This window comes from Thioalkalivibrio sp. ALMg3, assembly GCF_000381225.1.
Taxonomy (GTDB): domain Bacteria; phylum Pseudomonadota; class Gammaproteobacteria; order Ectothiorhodospirales; family Ectothiorhodospiraceae; genus Thioalkalivibrio; species Thioalkalivibrio versutus.
This window is the reverse complement of the sequence record NZ_KB906220.1, coordinates 115,364-131,934: the sequence shown is the minus strand read 5'-3', so window position 1 is coordinate 131,934 and position 16,571 is coordinate 115,364. Positions and strand designations below refer to the sequence as shown.

Sequence of the window (16,571 nt, the reverse complement as noted above, 5' to 3'; positions counted from 1 at the left end):
CGACCGAACAACAGGCCCATGTCCGAACAACGGCGCAACCCGCTCCATCCCGGCCGCCTCCCCGGCTCCGGCTTCGAGGTGTGGTCGGGGCTCAATGCCTCGGCGGCGACGCTCGCACTTTCGCGGAACGCCGGCGAGTTCGCCCGGCCACTTCTGGTGATCACGGAATCCAACGAGGCGGCCGACCGCTGGCAGGAAGAGTGGGAGTTCTTCGCCGGCGACCACGACCTGCCGCTGCTGCGCCTGCCGGACTGGGAGACCCTGCCGTTCGATGTCTTCTCCCCGCACGAGGACATCATCTCCGAACGCCTGCGCACGCTGTACCACCTGCCGGGGCTGGAACGCGGGATCGTGTTGATGCCGGTCTCGACCCTGATGCAGCGCCTGCCGCCGCGCGACTGGCTGACCACCCAGGGCCTTTCGCTGCAAACCGGCCAGCGCCTGGACCGCATGACCCTGCGCGAGAACCTCACCGAGGCCGGGTACAGCGCCGTTCAGCAGGTCATCAGCCATGGCGAATTCGCCGCCCGCGGGGAGATTCTCGACCTGTTTCCGATGGGCGCGGACGAACCCGTGCGCATCGAGTTCCTGGATGACGAGATCGACTCCCTGCGCCGCTTCGACCCCGAGTCGCAGCGCTCCACCGAAAAGGTCGAGCGACTGGAGATCCTGCCCAGCCACGAATTCCCGCTGAACGATACCTCCATCAGCGAATTCCGCACCCGCTACCGGGCGCATTTCTCAGGCGATCCCGCCAAGCACCCGATCTACCGCGACATCAGCGAGGGCCTGGTCCCGCCGGGTATCGAGGCCTACCTGCCGCTGTTCTTCGAGGGCATGGACACGGTGTTCGACTACTGCCCCGAGGTCCAGATGGTGCAGGTCGGCAACATCGCCGGGGCAGCCGAGGAGTTCGCCCAGGAGATCCATGACCGCTTTGAACAGCTCAGCCATCAGTATGATCGACCGCTGCTGCCGCCCGAACGGCTCTACCTGGACGTCGACGGCCTGGCCGGCGCACTGCGCGAGCACTCCGGCATTGCCTTGGGCGACCCGGCCGCCCCGCTCCCCGCGGGACGCGGCGCGGACATCGCATTTGCCTGCGACGCGCTGCCGGAACTCGGCATGCAGCAGGGCCGCGACGATCCAGCCCAGCCCCTGAAGGTCTTTGTCGAGGGGCAACAGCGCGTGCTCCTGACCGCGGAATCCGCCGGTCGCCGCGAGGCCCTGCTGACGCTGTTGCGGGACCAGGCCGTACCCCATCATGCCGTGGACGACTGGGACGCCTTCCTCACCGCCGAACCCGGCCTGTACGTCACCGTGGCCGCGCTCGGCGAGGGCTTCGTGCTGCCCGAGGGTGTGGCCGTCGCCCCCGAGGCCGCCCTGCTCGGAGAGCGCGCGCGCCAGACCCGCGGACGCAACCGCACCACGCGGGACGCAGACGCGGTCATCCAGAACCTCAGCGACCTGACCATCGGTGCACCGGTGGTCCACGAGGAACAGGGCGTCGGCCGTTATCTCGGGCTGCAGACCCTGGACTTCAACGGCCAGCCTTCGGAGTTCCTGACGCTCGAGTACGCCGACGAGGCCAAGCTCTATGTCCCCGTGTCCTCGCTGCACCTCATCAGCCGGTATACCGGCGCGGATGCCGAGCACGCCCCCCTGCACCGGCTCGGCAGCGAGCAATGGGGCAAGGCGCGCAAGAAGGCGGCGGAAAAGGCGCGGGACGTGGCCGTCGAACTGCTCGACATTCATGCCCGGCGCGCGGCGAAACAGGGCACGGTCTTCGCTACCGACACCGCCGAGTATCACGCCTTCGCCGCCGGGTTCCCGTTCGAGGAGACCCTGGATCAGCAACAGGCCATCGACGCCGTGCTCGCGGACATGGCCGACACCCGCCCCATGGATCGCGTGATCTGTGGCGACGTGGGCTTCGGCAAGACCGAGGTCGCGATGCGCGCCGCCTTCGTCGCGGTGCAGAACAACAAGCAGGTCGTGGTCCTGGTCCCGACCACCCTGCTCGCCCAGCAGCACCACCAGAACTTCACCGACCGCTTCGCCGACTGGCCAGTCCACATCGAGTCGCTGTCACGCTTTCGCAGCGCCAAGCAGCAGGCCGCCGTACTGGAGGGCCTGAAAGACGGCAAGGTCGACATCGTGATCGGCACCCACAAGCTGCTGCAGGCCAACCTGGACTTCTCGAACCTCGGGCTGGTGATCGTCGACGAGGAACAGCGCTTTGGCGTGCGCCACAAGGAGGCGCTGAAGAAGATGCGCGCCGAGGTCGACATGCTCACGCTGACCGCCACGCCGATCCCGCGCACCCTGAACATGGCCCTGGCCGGCCTGCGCGACCTGTCGGTGATCACCACACCACCGCGCGACCGCCTGGCGATCAAGACCTTCGTCAACGAATGGAACGACGCCATCATCCAGGAGGCCTGCCTGCGCGAGATCCGGCGCGGGGGCCAGGTGTACTTCGTGCACAACGAGGTCAACACAATCGAACGCACTGCCCAGGGCCTGCAGGAGCTGTTGCCCGGGGCGCGGGTCGGCATTGCCCACGGGCAGATGCGCGAGCGCGAACTGGAACAGGTGATGCTCGACTTCTATCACCGGCGCTACAACATCCTGGTGTGCACCACCATCATCGAGACCGGCATCGACGTCCCCACCGCGAACACCATCATAATGAACCGTGCGGACAAGCTGGGCCTGGCACAGATGCACCAGTTGCGCGGCCGCGTCGGGCGTTCCCACCACCGCGCCTACGCCTACCTGATCACGCCGCCTGAGAAGGCCATGTCCGCCGACGCCAAGAAACGGCTGGAGGCCATCGCATCGCTGGAGGACCTGGGCGTCGGCTTCACCCTGGCCAGCCACGACCTGGAGATTCGGGGTGCCGGCGAGCTGCTCGGCGACGAGCAGAGCGGGCAGATCCACGAGGTTGGATTCTCGATGTACAACGACCTGCTCAACCGCGCCGTGAATGCCCTGCGCTCCGGCAATATGCCGGAACTCGAAGGGCCCGCGGCCACCGGGACCGAGGTGGAACTGGGCCTGCCCGCCCTGCTCCCGGGCGACTACGTACCCGACGTGCACACCCGGCTGATCCTCTACAAGCGCATCAGCAGCGCACCGACCTCCGATGCCCTTCGCGAGCTTGAAGTCGAACTGGTGGACCGTTTCGGCCTGCTTCCGGACCCGGCCAAGGCCCTGTTCGAGGCCGCCCGTCTGCGGCTGAAGCTGACCCCGCTCGGGATACGCAAGCTGGAACTGGGCCCTGCTGGCGGACGCCTGGTTTTTGGCCCGAGTCCCAATCTGGACATCGCGGCCCTGATCCAGCTGGTGCAATCCGATCCGCAAATGTACAAACTGGATGGCCAGAAGGCCTTCCGCTTCTTTGCGCCGATGGAGACACTGGAGGCTCGGGCGCAGGCCGTCCTGCGCCTCTTGAACACCATCAGCCCCGAACAACAGGCCGCCTGAATGCGCAACGACCCATCCGAATCCCACAACCCCCTTCGACGCCGCCTGCTGGGCGGACTGGCCGCCCTGCCCCTGGCTGGCGCCACGGGACCGGCCCTGGCACAGGCCGGGCGCCAGTATCGCATCGAACTGGTGATCTTCGAGCATCGCACGGACGAGAGCCGTCGGCTGCAGATGGAGCTCGCCGCGCCGCGCGAGGCCATGCTCGGCGAATCCGAACTGGGCGGGCGGATCTATCGCGACTCACGCAAGGGCTTTGAACTGCAACGCGTGGTGCGCCGGGTGGAGGACTCCGGCGCCGGGCGCATCCTGGCGAGCCTGGCCTGGGATCAGACCGGACGCGACCACGCCTCCGCCCCCTGGCTGCGAGTGCAGCAAGGACGGCGAATCGGTACGCGTGATCTTCTGCGCGACGAGGCCGACCGGATGCCGCGTCCGCTCATGGAGGAACAGGACGAACGCTTCGAGCTGGAGGGCCGACTGCGTATCTGGGTGGGGCGATTCCTGCACCTGGAGACCGACCTGATCTACCACGTCGAGGAACCGCAGGGGGACCAGCCGCCGCGCGCGATAACGGTACGCGGCAGCCAGCGCATGAACTCCGGCGACGAACTGTTCTACCTGGACCATCCGGTGATCGGCATGATCGCCCGCGTCACCCGCATCGATCGCAGCTGACCCGCAGACTGGGAGGCCGGCCAGCGCGCCTCAGCGCCACTGCGGCGTGGTCTCCCAGCTCATCCATTGCTGGAAGGCCGCCATGCCGAGGTCTTCGAACAGCAACTGCAGCGCGCTGCGCCGCGGCTTGAACTCCACCATCTTCTCCACACCGATCACGTCGCGCGCCACGCTGCGGTCCGTGCCGATGCCATCGATCAGGCCGAGCTCCACCGATCGATCGCCCGTCCAGATCAGGCCGTTGAACAGATCGTCGTGTTCGACCAGACGATCGCCACGACCGGCACGCACCACCTCCACGAACTGCTCGTGCACGCCCTGCAGCACCCCGTCGAGGTGATTCACATGGTCATCGTCCAAGGGCAGGAACGGGTCCAGGAACCCCTTGTTCTCGCCGGCGGTGAACAGCCGTCGTTCCACACCGATGTTGTCGATCAGATCCACGAGCCCGAAGCTGTCCATGCGCACGCCGATCGAACCCACCATGCTGGCCTGGCTGGCATAGATCTCGTCCGCCGCTACCGCGATGTAATAGGCCGCCGAGGCGCCCACATCCCCAATGACCGCATACACGGGGATATCCGCGTGCTTCTCCTTTAGCCGCAGGATCTCGTCGTGCACGTTGGCGGCCTGCACCGGGCTTCCGCCCCCGCTGTTGATACGCAGCATTACCGCCTGGGTGCCAGCCGCCTCGAAGGCCTCTTTCAGCACCTTGGAGATGTCCTCGGCATTGGCCGCCGCGCTGGAGGCAATCAGCCCCTCGACTTCGACCACGGCCACGTGTTCGGTGGGCTCGCGTTCGCTCTCGAACATCCCCGAAAGCCCCAGATCGCCGCCGCGCACCAGGATCAGCAGCGCGACCAGGTAGAAGAAGAACAACAGCTTGAAGAAGATGCCCCAGCGTCGGGCCCGGCGTTGCTCGATCACCTGTGCCTGGACCAGGTTCTCCAGGGCCTCGCGTTCCCAGCCCGGTTTGTTCTCGTTCGCCCAGCCCATCGTCATTCCTTTTCTAAGTTGTACCTTCAGCCCGCCGGAACGCCTCAAGCAGCGATTCCAGATCCGGCTGCAAGGCCAGGGGGGATTCGTCACTCAGGCGTTCCGGCGAATGCACCCCGTGGGTGACAGCCACGGCCGGTACTCCAGCATGCCGCGCCATTTCGAGATCATAAACGCTATCACCGACCATGCGCGTGCGGGCCGGTTCCACCCCCGCGCGCCCCATCACGGACTGGAGCATGGACGGATTCGGCTTCGACGGGTATTCATCGCCCGTGGCGGTTGCCATGAAGTACCTGCCCAGACCGGTCGCCTCCAGGGCCTGGTCCAGTCCCCGTCGCGATTTGCTGGTCGCCACGGCCAGCAGGATCTCGCGCGCATCCAGCCAGTCGAGCAGGTCGCTCACGCCGGCGAACAGCGGGGTCTCCGGGGCATCGTCAGCCGCCAGATAACACTCGCGATAGGTGTCGGAAAAGTGCTGCACGAAGGCATCATCGGCGTCCGGGTAGAGCTCGCGGACCGCTGCCTGAACCCCGAGCCCGATAATATTGCGCAGCGTCGCCTCGTCCCGCACCGGGGCACCGGTATCCTTCGCCGCACGCTGCAGGCAGTGCACGATCCGGCGAGGCGAGTCCATCAGCGTTCCATCCCAGTCAAACACAACCAGGCGCAGGTCGCCCTCCTCCGGTGGCAGCAACGGGGTCATCATGCGTCGTCCTCGCCTCCGGCATCCAGGCTCGCGAGCACCGCGGTCAGCTCGTCCGGCAACGGGGCGGAGAAGATATGTCGCTCGCCGTCCGCCGACTGGTATGCCAGTGCCTGTGCGTGCAGGAACAGCCGTTTCAGCCCATGGCGCCGCAGGCTGCGATTGGCATCCGGCAAGCCGTAGTCGTGATCGCCCCCCACCGGATGGCCGATCGACTGACCGTGGACGCGAATCTGGTGCGTGCGGCCGGTCCCGATCTTCACCCCCGCCAACTGGAAGGCACCGTGCGCCTCCAGCGGCACAAAGACGCTCCGGGCTTCCCGTGCCCGCGGCCCGTCGCTGTCGGTCTCGCCCGCACGCATCCGGCGGCGGCCGTCTTCCTGTCGGCCACTGGCGACCGGGGCATCGCATTCGATGGTCTGTCCGCCCGCGAACTGCCCCACCAGCAGCGCCAGGTAGCGCTTCTCGACCCGCCCTTCACGCAACGCGGCATGGAACTCTTGCAGCGCCGAGCGGCGCTTGGCCAGCAGCAGGCAGCCACTGGTCTCGCGATCCAGGCGGTGCCCCAGTTCCAGCTCGATATCCGGCCGTAACTGGCGCATCGCCTCGATAATGCCAAACGCCAGCCCGCTCCCGCCGTGCACCGCCAGGCCGGACGGCTTGTCCAGCACCAGCACATCGTCATCCTCGTGGATAATCGCCCGACGCAACCGGTCCAGTACCTTCGGCGGGATCTCGCTGCTGGCCGCCTCCGGTCGATCCAGATCCGGCACCCGGACCTCGTTGCCGACCGCCAGGCGCTTGTGGGCCTTGGCCCGGCGCCCATCCACCCGCACGGCACCCTGACGGACCAGGCGGTAGATCAGGCCCTTGGGCACGCCCTTCAGTTCGCGGAGCAGGAAGTTGTCGAGCCGCTGACCGTCACCACGCTCGGTGACCTGGAAGGTACGTGGGCCGGAGGGTTCGCGCGTTGCTTTCATGGCGCGGGATGCTACCGGAGCCGCGCTCACCGGGCTACTGCACCCATCCCCCTTGCGGGCGGAAAAACTTGCCCGGACGGGGGGTTATGCCCTACATTGGCCCACGGTACGTTGCTGTGCTACGCCTGCAACGCGCCTCGAATCACCCGCCGCTTCGATCCACAGGCTGAACGCAGCCTCCGGTCGAAGGGCCATCGCCACAAAGCGACACTGTGACGCTATTTCTTCTAACCCAGTCCTGTCTCCCCGGCTACGCCTCCCGCAGGCGACTGATCCCGTGGTTGCTGGTGAACACCTGGCTGGCGCGTTGGCTTGTGCTACGCGCCGCCGCTGCGAGCACGCGTGCGCAAGCGTTGCCGTGCCGCCGCTCGATCGCCGCACCCCGGACCCCGATCTTCCCCGCCGGACGCCAGGACGCCCTACCGAGTCCAATGCATGAAACGCATCCTGATCAATGCCACGCAGCCGGAAGAGTTGCGGGTCGCCATGGTCGACGGCCAGCGGCTGTACGACCTGGATATCGAACTGCCTTCGCGCGAACGCAAAAAGGCGAACATCTACAAGGCCAAGATCACCCGCGTCGAACCGAGCCTGGAGGCCGCGTTCGTCAACTTTGGTGCTGATCGCCACGGCTTCCTCCCGTTCAAGGAGATCGCTCATTCCGCGGTTGGCGCCCCTGCCGACAGCGACAAGCCAATCCGCGACTTCCTGAAGGAAGGCACGGAACTCCTCGTCCAGGTGGAAAAGGAAGAGCGCGGCAACAAGGGTGCCGCGCTGACTACCTACATCAGCCTGGCCGGCCGTTATCTGGTCCTGATGCCCAACAACCCGAAGGCCGGTGGAGTCTCGCGCCGCATCGAGGGCGAAGACCGCGCCTCCCTGCGTGACGCACTCTCCGGACTGACGATGCCGGACGGCATGGGCGTAATCGCCCGTACCGCGGGCGTCGGGCGTACCACCGAAGAGCTCCAGTGGGATCTGGATTACATGACTGCCCTGTGGGCGGCGGTCACCGAAGCGGCGGAAAAGGCCAAGACCCCGGCGCTGATCCACCAGGAAAGCAACGTCATCATCCGCGCCCTGCGCGACCACATGCGCAACGACGTCGGCGAGGTCATCATCGATGACAACGACGTTTACCAGCAGGCCGAGGAATTCGTTCGTCTGGTCATGCCCAACAGCCTGCGCAAGCTCAAGCGCTACGACGACCCGGTCCCGCTGTTCAATCGTTACCAGATCGAGAGCCAGATCGAGAGCGCATTCGACCGCGACGTCACCCTGCCCTCCGGCGGTGCGCTGGTCATCGACCACACCGAAGCCCTGATCTCCATCGACGTCAACTCTGCGCGCTCGACCAAGGGTGGCGACATCGAGGAGACCGCCTTCCACACCAACCTGGAGGCGGCGGAAGAAGTCGCGCGCCAGTTGCGCATCCGCGACCTGGGCGGCCTGATCGTGATCGATTTCATCGACATGAACGCCAACAAGCACCAGCGGGAGGTCGAAAACCGCCTGCGCGAAGCGCTGGAGATGGATCGCGCCCGGGTCCAGGTCGGGCGCATCAGCCGCTTCGGCCTGCTGGAGATGTCGCGCCAGCGCCTGCGTTCATCGCTGGGGGAATCCAGCCAGAACACCTGCCCGCGCTGCCAGGGTCACGGCCAGATCCGTAGCGTGGAATCCCTCGCCCTGTCGATCCTGCGATTGATCGAGGAAGAGGCGATGAAGGACCGCACGGGCCTGGTGATGGGTCAGGTCCCGGTCGACGTGGGCACCTTCCTGCTGAACGAGAAGCGCGAATCGATCAACGACATCGAGGAGCGTCACAAGGTCGACATCAGCATCATCCCCAACCCGCAGTACCTTACTCCACGCTTCGAGGTCCGCCGCGTGCGCGGCGACGAACGCGAAGAGGCGATCAGCGACCGCGGCTCGCACGAACTGGTGGAGACCACCGAGGACGAGAGCGATCCGCATCAGGAGCGCCGCAGCAAGGTCGAAAAGCCACTGGTCCAGGGCGTCAAGATGACCGGGCCGGCCCCGGTCAGCGACAGCGCACCCTCCGCTCCAGAGACGTCACAGCCGGTGGCGAAGCCCGGATTCTTCACGCGCATCTGGTCCTCGCTGTTCCCCAACGCGCGTCCGGCAGACGGACCGGAAGATGAACAGGAAGACAGCCGCAAGGGCGGAGGTCGCGGGCGCGCCGGCGAAAGCAACCGCGGCGGCAAGGGCAGCGGCCGCGGGGGCAGTCGGAAAAAGGCCGACAACGGCGGCCGCAATACCGGCGACAAGCGTGACGAGACCGACAAGGGCAAGAAGGGCGCACCCGACAAGACGGATAGTGCCAAGGGCAATGGCACCAAGCCCGATGGTGCCAAGGGCCGTTCCCGTCGTGGCGGCAAGAAAGATGCCGATGCCGCGAAGGGCACGAGCAACGAATCGCCGAAACAAGCCGCCGAAGGCCGGACGCCTGACACCAGGGGACCCGAGAAGTCCGCAGACTCGAAACCGGCCGAGAAGCCGGCCGAGAAACCAGCACGGGACAAGGACGAGGCCGCCACTAGCGAAGCCGCGGACACTCCTGCGGGTAACGGACCGGAGAAGTCGGACGAGGATGACGGCAGCAAGGGTCGCAGCACCCGTTCCCGCCGTTCCCGTCGCGGTGGCCGGCGTCGTGGCGGTCGTGGACGTTCTGGCGAAAACGCCGGCGAAGCCGGCACCGATGGTGCGCAGAACACTGCAAACGAGGGTTCCGCTCCGGAATCCGGCAGTGATACGGCCGCCCCGGATTCGGCCGCCGCGGCCGACACCGGAAAGGCGCACGCTGAGACGCCCAAAGAAGTTCAGAACCCCGAGTCCTCTGCCCCAACCCGGGACGGTGGCGAGAGCACCCCGCCACCGGAAAAGGCCAGCCCCGACGATGGCGTCCCCAAGGACGCCGCACCCGCCAAGGGGCGTAGCCGCGGTGGTCGCGGCCGCAAGCCGGCCCCGGCCTCCGCAGACACCTCCGCCGGCGAAGGGACTCCGGGCTCCAGCGAGCCGAACACCCCGACGGAAAGCCAGCCGGCCGTTTCCGATTCCCGGGAACCGGCCCCAAAAGCCGAGCCGGCTGCGAAGCCGGACACGGCGGACACCACAGGCCAAAGCGACAAGGCCCCGGCCAAGCGCCCGGCCCGGGCCAAGAAGACCGCAGCCGATGCCGGGGATGCCGCGAACAAGACCGATGCGACCCCGACGGACCAGCCGGACACCGCTCCCAAGCCAAGAACCCGCCGGCCAAAGGCCACCAAGGCGGAGACCACCCCCACCGATGAAGGGGCCGCTGCTTCAAGGCCGGATGAAGTGAAAGCAGAAAAGCCCGCGGAGGCGAAAGACGACAAACCTGCCGCGCCCAAGCCCACTGCCGAGCCAGCGGAACCGGCCGGCGAAAGTCCGAACCGCAAAGGCAACGACTGACAGGACGAGGTCCCGCGTCCAATGAAAAAGGGCCCGCCTATTGGCGGGCCCTTTGTCGTTCCGGCCTCGGGAAGCCGAATGGATGATCTTCCAGAAGGGTCATACCGATGCCTTTGGCTCGGCTTGAACGCGACCCTGCGCCAGTCGACTCCGGCAGCGACTCCTGCGCCCGGTCCGCAACGCGTCCGGCAGTGCTGTCAGGAGGCCTTCAACGTGTGGCGATCGCGGATATGTTCCAGCAACCCATCCGCTGCAGCTTCCACCAGGTCCATGACGTGCACGAACCCTTCGTCCCCGCCGTAGTACGGATCCGGCACTTCGTGTTCGCCGAACTGTGGCGCAAAATCCAGAAACCGCAGCAACTCCGCCCGCGCATCTGCCGGACGGATGCGCTCGGCATTGCGGTAGTTCGCGTCGTCCATAGTCAGGATGTAATCGAACTCCAGGAAATCCTCGGGCTCCAGCCGGCGCGCGCGCAGATGTTCCAGATCGTAGCCGCGCGAGCGCGCCTCCTGGCGGGCCCGGCTATCCGCCTTCGCCCCCACGTGATACCCGGCGGTTCCGGCCGAATCCACCTCGATGGCCTCGTTCAGTCCGTGTTCGCGCACCCGCGCCTCGAACACCCCATGGGCCATCGGCGAGCGACAAATATTGCCCAGGCAAACCATCAGTACACGTATCTTCGACATCGCTCCACAGTCCGAATCGCGAAAGGCATCAGGATAACAAACCGGGCATCCTGGGCGGGCCGTTTCATTCCGCGCCCTCCGGTATGCCATGCTGAGGCTTTGCATCACGAGATCCATTGATGGTCGACCTTGGCGGTCCGCGCATTCCCGGCTGGACACCCCCCGGCAATGTGGCCAGTGGGGCGGGCACCGGAACGCGACAATCCCTCCAGACCGGAACGCGCATCGAGGTTCGTGTCCTGGACGTACTTGCCGATCGCGGGGTGCGGCTGCGTCTCGAACCCTCCCCGGGCCGCAGCGGCGCATCGACCGCGACACGCCCCTCCCCCCCTGCCACGGTGGTCGCCGCCCAGCTGACCGGCGCATTGCCCACGGCCTTGTTGAACCGACCCGGATCGGGCGCTTCCGGCACCGCCATGCTGGCCGAGATCACCCGCACCGAGCCACGCCTGGAGGTCCGCCTGCTCCCCCTGACCATGGATCGCGCCGCACCCCGCCCCGCCAGTAGCGGCTCAGCGCCCAACCCGGCCCAGCAGTGGCTGGGACAAGAACTGCGTCTACAGCTCCCCGGGGCTCGCTCACTGGGGCCGGCTCTGCATGGCCTGCTGACCCAGCCCTCCGGGACCGGGGCGCCAGCCACGAGCGCCATGCCCGGGGCCCAGGCCGCACCCGCACTGCACCGTATCCTGGAGCTCCTGCCCACGCCGGGCCAACTGGCACAGCCCGAGACCCTGCGCCAGCACGTCCAGCAATCGGGACTCTGGATGGAGGCCATGCTGGGGCATGCCGGACGCGGTCAAGGCCCGATGCATCCATTCGCGGCAGATCTCAAGGCCCAGCTGCTGCGTGCCGCAGACCAGGTTCGCCAAGCGGCGGACGCACGCCCTGCAGCGCAAGCACCCCCCGCCACCGCCTCGGCTCCCCCTGCCCCGGCCGCCCTGTCCGGCCTTCTGGAGGGCCTCCTGAAACGTGTCACGTCGCTCCAGCTCCAGTCGCTGCAGTCCTTCGCAAGTGACGAGCCCGGCAACAGTCGCTGGTTATTCGAACTTCCGCTGCGCAGCGAGCAGGGTATCCACGGTGTTTTCGGCGAGATCCACCGCGAAGGCGGAAGCGACGACGAAGCCGAAGCGCCCTGGTCGATTGTGTTGACGCTGGATATCGGTGACCTCGGCCCGACGCGGATCGCCCTGGCATCGCGCAATGGGGGCGTCAGCGTGCACTTCACCGCACCCGAGGCCGATACTGTCACGCGACTGCGCAGCGAAATGGCTTATCTCCGCGATCGGCTGGGCGAGCGCGACCTGACGGTGACGGGGCTGTCGGTACGTCAGGGCGAGGTCGATACGGACCCGCGCCCCACGAATTCGCATCGCATGCTGGACGAACAGGCCTGAGCCGATGGCACGAAAGGATCATGGGGACCGAACGGCCGACCGCGGCCGATCACCGGCCAAGGCGGTCGCACTGGAATGGGATCGTCGGCAGGCGCCGCGGATCACAGCCAGCGGCTCGGGCCTGACGGCCGAGGCCATCCTGCGCATTGCCGAGGAACACGGAATCCCGCTGCATCAGGACCCGGCCCTGAGCGAGGCGCTGGCGCAGGTCCCCGTCGGCAGCGAGATCCCGGAAGAGCTCTACATCGCAGTCGCGGAGATTCTCGCCTTTGTGTTCCTGCTGGCAGGGATCACACCCGACGACCGGGGCAGTGGGTATCAGGCCCCCTCGCGCCAGTCCAGACCGGACCGCGAAGGGCCGGACCGGGACTCATGAACGCCCGGCGAACCCGGAACCGCCGGCATTCCCGGAGCCGTGCAGGCTGAACAACAAGTCGAGTTCGGTGGAAGTAAGGCCACAACGCCGACGGACCTCTTCACGACCCAGGCCCTGCTGGATCAGAAGAATCGCCTGCTCGTAGGCACCGCTGTCGCCCTCGCGGGCGCGTAGCTCGCTGTGCTGGTCATGCAGGCGCGCCAGGGCACGCTGTACCGAGGCCTGTGCCTGCCCGTGGGTCGCAACCCCTTCGGACAGAGCCTTCATTGCCCCTTGCAGCGCCATTACCGAGGTGGCCTGACGCTGATAATCCTGACGCAGGGCAACCAACTGCCGACGCAACAGAATCACGAGCCCCACGGCAAATCCGGCGACGATGGTCGCCAGCAACGCAATCAACGCGGCGAGCCAGATCAGCATTCCCTCTCCCATTGCCTGCACACTCCTGAAACCCGGGGCCTGCCGATTGTCGCGTGATTCGTGAGGGCGTGACCAGCCATGGCGAAAAAATCGGACACGGACCCGCGCCCGGACCGAGTGGGTGCCGGTCCCCGGGGAGTTCAAGCGTAGTCGTCGATCAGGCCGCGCCGCTGGCGGCGTTCTTCCTTGCGCGGCGGACGCTGCTGGGTTGGACGCACTGCGGGACGAAAGACCGGATCGCGGTCATGGTCGTCGCTCAAACTGCGCCCGGGAACAGTGGTATGGACCGGTCGAACAGTCCGGTCCGGCTGGAGTTCGTCGACCATGGTTCACCTCCCGGCTTGCGCCTCATGGTCCTCGTCTGTTGACTGTAGACCCGACGTGCGCGGCTACAGTTCGCGCAACTGCGCCCACTCGTCGTCCGATAGCAGCCTGTTCAGGTCCACCAGGATGGTGAGGCCCTCCTCGGTGCTGGTCACGCCCTGAATAAAGCGGCTGCTGTCATCGTTACCCACCTCGGGCGCCGGCTCGACCGAATCCGGGGAGATCCGCACGACCTCCGAGACGGAATCCACCAGAATCCCCACGTTCTGGTTGTCTACATCGATGATCACGATGCGCGAGGCCTCATCCGACTCGCGATCATCCAGCCCCATACGCCGCCGGGCGTCGATCACCGTAACGACATTCCCGCGCAGGTTGATGATCCCGAGGATGTAGTCCGGCACACCCGGTACCGGGGCGATCTCGGTAACCTTGAGCACCTCCTGAACCTGCAGAACGTCGATCGCATAGGTTTCCTCCGCCAGACTGAAAGTCACATACGGAGCGGTGTCGGCCTTGGTCATGGCTTCTACGTCTTGTGCGCTGCTCATGTCATCCTCGATATTCCGTGCCGGCGGGGGCCGCCCTGTGGTGTCGTCTTGACCGGGTTATCGGCCGATTACCGCCATGCTTGAATGGCGCCGGCCGGGATCAGTCCCAGCCACCCTCGTCGAGGGTGCGATCCAGCGCCTCCAGGTCCAGCAACGTCGCCATCTTCTCGCGCTCCACGCCGGCCAGCCAGGGCAGGCGCCGGCGGTGGCTGCGCCAGCGCAACGACTCCGGCTGGATCACCCGGGTACCGTGAATCGCGCGACAGGCCAGCGCGAACCGCGAACCCGCGAGGAACACCACCTGCCGGGCCGTATCCGGCTCGTAGTCACGATCTTCCGGTGTCACCACTGCGGCCAGGTCAATCAGCTGCACCCGCCCCTGCTTGGTATCCGCCAATCCAAGGTACCAGACCGAATGATTCGGGGTGGGCCGCACTTCCAGGCTGTCCAGCGGCGCCACCCCGCCCAGCGCATGTAGCGGCGCCAGCAGGGTCAGGTTGCCAGCCTCGATCACGAGGGCCGAAAACGGCTGCTCGGGCCGCGCATACTCGCGCTCCGCTGGATCGGCCGGTGGGGCTGGTGGGGCCGAGGCCACTACCGGCGCCGGGACGACGTCCACCGCATCGGCTTCACGGACCGGGGCTTCCAACTCCACTACGGGCGCAGCTTCTTCTACCGGCGGCCGTGGCTCCAGGATATCCGGTCGCAGAAGCGGGCGAACGGGCTCCGGCTCGTCCAGCAGGCTGCCGAAGTAGTCGTCCAGCGCCTCCGGCTCGGCCTTCAGGGCCAGGTTGTCGACTATGGAACGGTTCATCCGCGTCGCCTCCGTTCATGGGGTTCGGACAGCCGGCCACCGATGGCCTCCAGCAGATCCGAGTAGGCGAGCACACCCCGGGCGTCCGGGATCATGAAACACAGCGGCTGCCCGGCACTGGAGGCATCGCGGAATTTCGTGTCCACCGGGATTACGCCCGGCCAGACGTCGTCGCCGTACAAACGACGCAGTTCCGACAGGGCCTCGTGCGCCGCGCGCGTACGACGGTCGAACAGGGTCGGAATAATCCGGTACGCCAACTCGGACTTGCGCGATTTCTGTACCATTTTCAGCGTATTGATCATTCGTTCCAGCCCCTTCAGGGCGAGGAACTCGGTCTGCACCGGCACCAGCAGTTCGTCACAGGCGGCCAGCGCATTGACCATCAACACACCGAGCATCGGCGGGCAATCCAGCAACACGTAGTCGTACTGCCCCGAGATCTTCTCCAGCGCGTGACGCAGCACCAGCCCCATGCCACTGCGGGTTCCCAGCTGGCGATCCAGCGTCGCCAGCGCGGTACTCGCGGTCAGTAGATCCAGCCCCGGGAACCGGGTCTCGCGGATCAGTCCATTCGGGTCCGGATCCGCACCCTCGGCGCACTGGCTGAAAAGCTCGTACACCCCGCGCGTGGCGGTCTCCGGATCATGGCCGAAATACGCCGTCAGCGATCCGTGCGGGTCCACATCCACCAGCAGCACGCGTTGCTCCGGGCCCGACAGGAGCCCGCCCAGCGTCACCGTGGTGGTGGTCTTGCCCACCCCCCCCTTTTGGTTTGCAACCGCCCAGACCTTCATGGTGTGTCTCCATCCATCGGGAGCGGTGCGGGCGGAAGATCCTCGCGCAGGCGCTCCGGTTCCTGCGCGCCCTCGGCGCGCGGACGCGCCCCGGGCAGTACCACGATGGACACGCGCCGGTTCTCGGCCCGCCCCTCCGCAGTGTCGTTGCTGGCCGTCGGCCGGTGCTCGCCATAGCCTAGGGCGACCAGATTCTCCGGATCGACCCCGACCTCCTCGAACACGCTGACCACTGCGGCCGCCCGTCCGGACGACAGCTCCCAATTCGACGGATAGATCGCGGTCTGGATGGGCACATTGTCCGTGTGTCCCTCCACATGAACGCGGGAGACACGTGGCGCAAGAATCTCGCCAACCTCTTGCAGAAGACCCTCCGCCTGTGGGTTCAGGGTCGCCGCCCCGGACGCAAACAGGAGACGGCTGGTGATCTCGATCTCCAGCCAATAGGCCTCGCGCGTCACGCGCAGGTCGCCATCCTCGATCCATTGCGCCATCGCCTGTTCGATCTCGCGCGCGGTATCCGCCAGTTCGTCCAGGAACGCCTGCATCCCAGCGTCGTCCGGGCCCTCGTCAAGCATCCCGCTCAAGGCCATGTCGATGGGCTGAGGACCATCCTCCACCAGACCTGGCTGGACCTCGATAGGCACCAGGGCACGCAGATCCTGCGGTGTACGTTCCCGGGCCACGGTGGGATCCCCGACCTGAATCGGGTCGGCCTGCATCGGTGCGCGAAAGGCGTCCACTAGCGACTCGGACAGCACCCTGTACTTGCCGTCATCCACCGAGGAGATGGCGTACATCACCACGAAGAACGCCAGCAGCAGTGTGACCAGATCCCCATAGGGGATGGCCCATGCCTCGTGATTCTGATGTTCTTCCGCCCGCTTGCGTCGCGCCATGGTGA

General features: G+C 66.6%; 15 protein-coding genes. 5 read left to right on the top strand and 10 right to left on the bottom strand.

Annotation, left to right across the window (positions count from 1 at the left end; genetic code table 11):
- The first annotated feature begins 18 nt into the window (after positions 1 to 18).
- Positions 19 to 3,489: a transcription-repair coupling factor gene (gene mfd, locus F622_RS0102755; protein WP_018145722.1), complete on the top strand. Its 3,471-nt coding sequence runs from the start codon at positions 19 to 21 to the stop codon at positions 3,487 to 3,489.
- Positions 3,490 to 4,167, top strand: a complete 678-nt coding sequence (locus F622_RS0102750; protein WP_018937614.1) for a CsiV family protein — start codon at positions 3,490 to 3,492, stop codon at positions 4,165 to 4,167.
- Positions 4,168 to 4,197: 30 nt separating this feature from the next.
- Here F622_RS0102750 and F622_RS0102745 read toward each other — a convergent pair whose 3' ends face one another.
- The 3 genes from F622_RS0102745 to F622_RS0102735 are packed head-to-tail and all read right to left on the bottom strand — an operon-like array spanning position 4,198 to position 6,849.
- Positions 4,198 to 5,163, bottom strand: coding sequence for a S49 family peptidase (locus F622_RS0102745; RefSeq protein WP_019571274.1), 966 nt, complete (start codon positions 5,161 to 5,163; stop codon positions 4,198 to 4,200).
- 13 nt (positions 5,164 to 5,176) lie between these two features.
- Positions 5,177 to 5,872, bottom strand: coding sequence for an HAD family hydrolase (locus tag F622_RS0102740; RefSeq protein WP_018176822.1), 696 nt, complete (start codon positions 5,870 to 5,872; stop codon positions 5,177 to 5,179).
- Complete coding sequence (locus F622_RS0102735; protein WP_019571273.1) at positions 5,869 to 6,849, bottom strand: RluA family pseudouridine synthase; 981 nt, start codon at positions 6,847 to 6,849, stop codon at positions 5,869 to 5,871. Before F622_RS0102735 ends, F622_RS0102740 begins: the two co-directional genes overlap by 4 nt.
- 435 nt (positions 6,850 to 7,284) lie before the next feature.
- On the opposite strand from F622_RS0102735, the gene F622_RS0102730 reads away from it, so the two are divergent.
- Positions 7,285 to 10,302: an Rne/Rng family ribonuclease gene (locus F622_RS0102730; RefSeq protein WP_019571272.1), complete on the top strand. Its 3,018-nt coding sequence runs from the start codon at positions 7,285 to 7,287 to the stop codon at positions 10,300 to 10,302.
- Positions 10,303 to 10,499: 197 nt separating this feature from the next.
- Here F622_RS0102730 and F622_RS0102725 read toward each other — a convergent pair whose 3' ends face one another.
- Positions 10,500 to 10,991, bottom strand: a complete 492-nt coding sequence (locus F622_RS0102725) for a low molecular weight protein-tyrosine-phosphatase (protein WP_038096060.1) — start codon at positions 10,989 to 10,991, stop codon at positions 10,500 to 10,502.
- A 119-nt stretch (positions 10,992 to 11,110) separates the two neighbouring features.
- Between F622_RS0102725 and F622_RS0102720 the strand changes: the two genes are divergently transcribed.
- Together F622_RS0102720 and F622_RS0102715 are read left to right on the top strand one after the other, a co-directional pair.
- A complete protein-coding gene (locus tag F622_RS0102720; RefSeq protein ID WP_018176825.1) occupies positions 11,111 to 12,385 on the top strand; it encodes a flagellar hook-length control protein FliK in 1,275 nt (424 codons plus the stop codon).
- 4 nt (positions 12,386 to 12,389) lie between these two features.
- The gene (locus tag F622_RS0102715; protein WP_018176826.1) at positions 12,390 to 12,761 is read left to right on the top strand and encodes an EscU/YscU/HrcU family type III secretion system export apparatus switch protein; all 372 of its coding nucleotides are present in this window, start codon (positions 12,390 to 12,392) and stop codon (positions 12,759 to 12,761) included.
- Here the strand turns inward: F622_RS0102715 and F622_RS0102710 are convergent.
- The 6 genes from F622_RS0102710 to motD form a co-directional block, all read right to left on the bottom strand.
- Positions 12,756 to 13,181, bottom strand: coding sequence for a DUF2802 domain-containing protein (locus tag F622_RS0102710; RefSeq protein WP_018176827.1), 426 nt, complete (start codon positions 13,179 to 13,181; stop codon positions 12,756 to 12,758). The genes F622_RS0102715 and F622_RS0102710 overlap by 6 nt on opposite strands.
- Positions 13,182 to 13,321: 140 nt before the next feature.
- A complete protein-coding gene (locus tag F622_RS0102705) occupies positions 13,322 to 13,507 on the bottom strand; it encodes a hypothetical protein (protein WP_018169737.1) in 186 nt (61 codons plus the stop codon).
- A 63-nt stretch (positions 13,508 to 13,570) separates the two neighbouring features.
- Complete coding sequence (locus F622_RS0102700) at positions 13,571 to 14,029, bottom strand: chemotaxis protein CheW (RefSeq protein WP_018145733.1); 459 nt, start codon at positions 14,027 to 14,029, stop codon at positions 13,571 to 13,573.
- 127 nt (positions 14,030 to 14,156) lie between these two features.
- Positions 14,157 to 14,870 (bottom strand): chemotaxis protein CheW, encoded by a 714-nt coding sequence (locus F622_RS0102695; RefSeq protein ID WP_018176829.1) that lies wholly within the window; start codon positions 14,868 to 14,870, stop codon positions 14,157 to 14,159.
- A complete protein-coding gene (locus F622_RS0102690) occupies positions 14,867 to 15,667 on the bottom strand; it encodes a ParA family protein (protein WP_018169735.1) in 801 nt (266 codons plus the stop codon). Before F622_RS0102690 ends, F622_RS0102695 begins: the two co-directional genes overlap by 4 nt.
- Positions 15,664 to 16,566, bottom strand: coding sequence for a flagellar motor protein MotD (motD, locus tag F622_RS0102685; protein ID WP_018169734.1), 903 nt, complete (start codon positions 16,564 to 16,566; stop codon positions 15,664 to 15,666). The genes F622_RS0102690 and motD overlap by 4 nt, the downstream gene beginning before the upstream one ends.
- Positions 16,567 to 16,571 lie beyond the last annotated feature (5 nt).

Coding starts and splice junctions, on each gene's coding strand:
- F622_RS0102700 (WP_018145733.1), bottom strand. CDS start 14,029: ATGACCAAGGCCGACACCGCTCCGTATGTGACTTTCAGTCTGGCGGAG.
- F622_RS0102750 (WP_018937614.1), top strand. CDS start 3,490: ATGCGCAACGACCCATCCGAATCCCACAACCCCCTTCGACGCCGCCTG.
- F622_RS0102740 (WP_018176822.1), bottom strand. CDS start 5,872: ATGATGACCCCGTTGCTGCCACCGGAGGAGGGCGACCTGCGCCTGGTT.
- F622_RS0102735 (WP_019571273.1), bottom strand. CDS start 6,849: ATGAAAGCAACGCGCGAACCCTCCGGCCCACGTACCTTCCAGGTCACC.
- motD (WP_018169734.1), bottom strand. CDS start 16,566: ATGGCGCGACGCAAGCGGGCGGAAGAACATCAGAATCACGAGGCATGG.
- F622_RS0102705 (WP_018169737.1), bottom strand. CDS start 13,507: ATGGTCGACGAACTCCAGCCGGACCGGACTGTTCGACCGGTCCATACC.
- mfd (WP_018145722.1), top strand. CDS start 19: ATGTCCGAACAACGGCGCAACCCGCTCCATCCCGGCCGCCTCCCCGGC.
- F622_RS0102710 (WP_018176827.1), bottom strand. CDS start 13,181: ATGCTGATCTGGCTCGCCGCGTTGATTGCGTTGCTGGCGACCATCGTC.
- F622_RS0102720 (WP_018176825.1), top strand. CDS start 11,111: ATGGTCGACCTTGGCGGTCCGCGCATTCCCGGCTGGACACCCCCCGGC.
- F622_RS0102725 (WP_038096060.1), bottom strand. CDS start 10,991: ATGTCGAAGATACGTGTACTGATGGTTTGCCTGGGCAATATTTGTCGC.
- F622_RS0102695 (WP_018176829.1), bottom strand. CDS start 14,870: ATGAACCGTTCCATAGTCGACAACCTGGCCCTGAAGGCCGAGCCGGAG.
- F622_RS0102715 (WP_018176826.1), top strand. CDS start 12,390: ATGGCACGAAAGGATCATGGGGACCGAACGGCCGACCGCGGCCGATCA.
- F622_RS0102745 (WP_019571274.1), bottom strand. CDS start 5,163: ATGGGCTGGGCGAACGAGAACAAACCGGGCTGGGAACGCGAGGCCCTG.
- F622_RS0102690 (WP_018169735.1), bottom strand. CDS start 15,667: ATGAAGGTCTGGGCGGTTGCAAACCAAAAGGGGGGGGTGGGCAAGACC.
- F622_RS0102730 (WP_019571272.1), top strand. CDS start 7,285: ATGAAACGCATCCTGATCAATGCCACGCAGCCGGAAGAGTTGCGGGTC.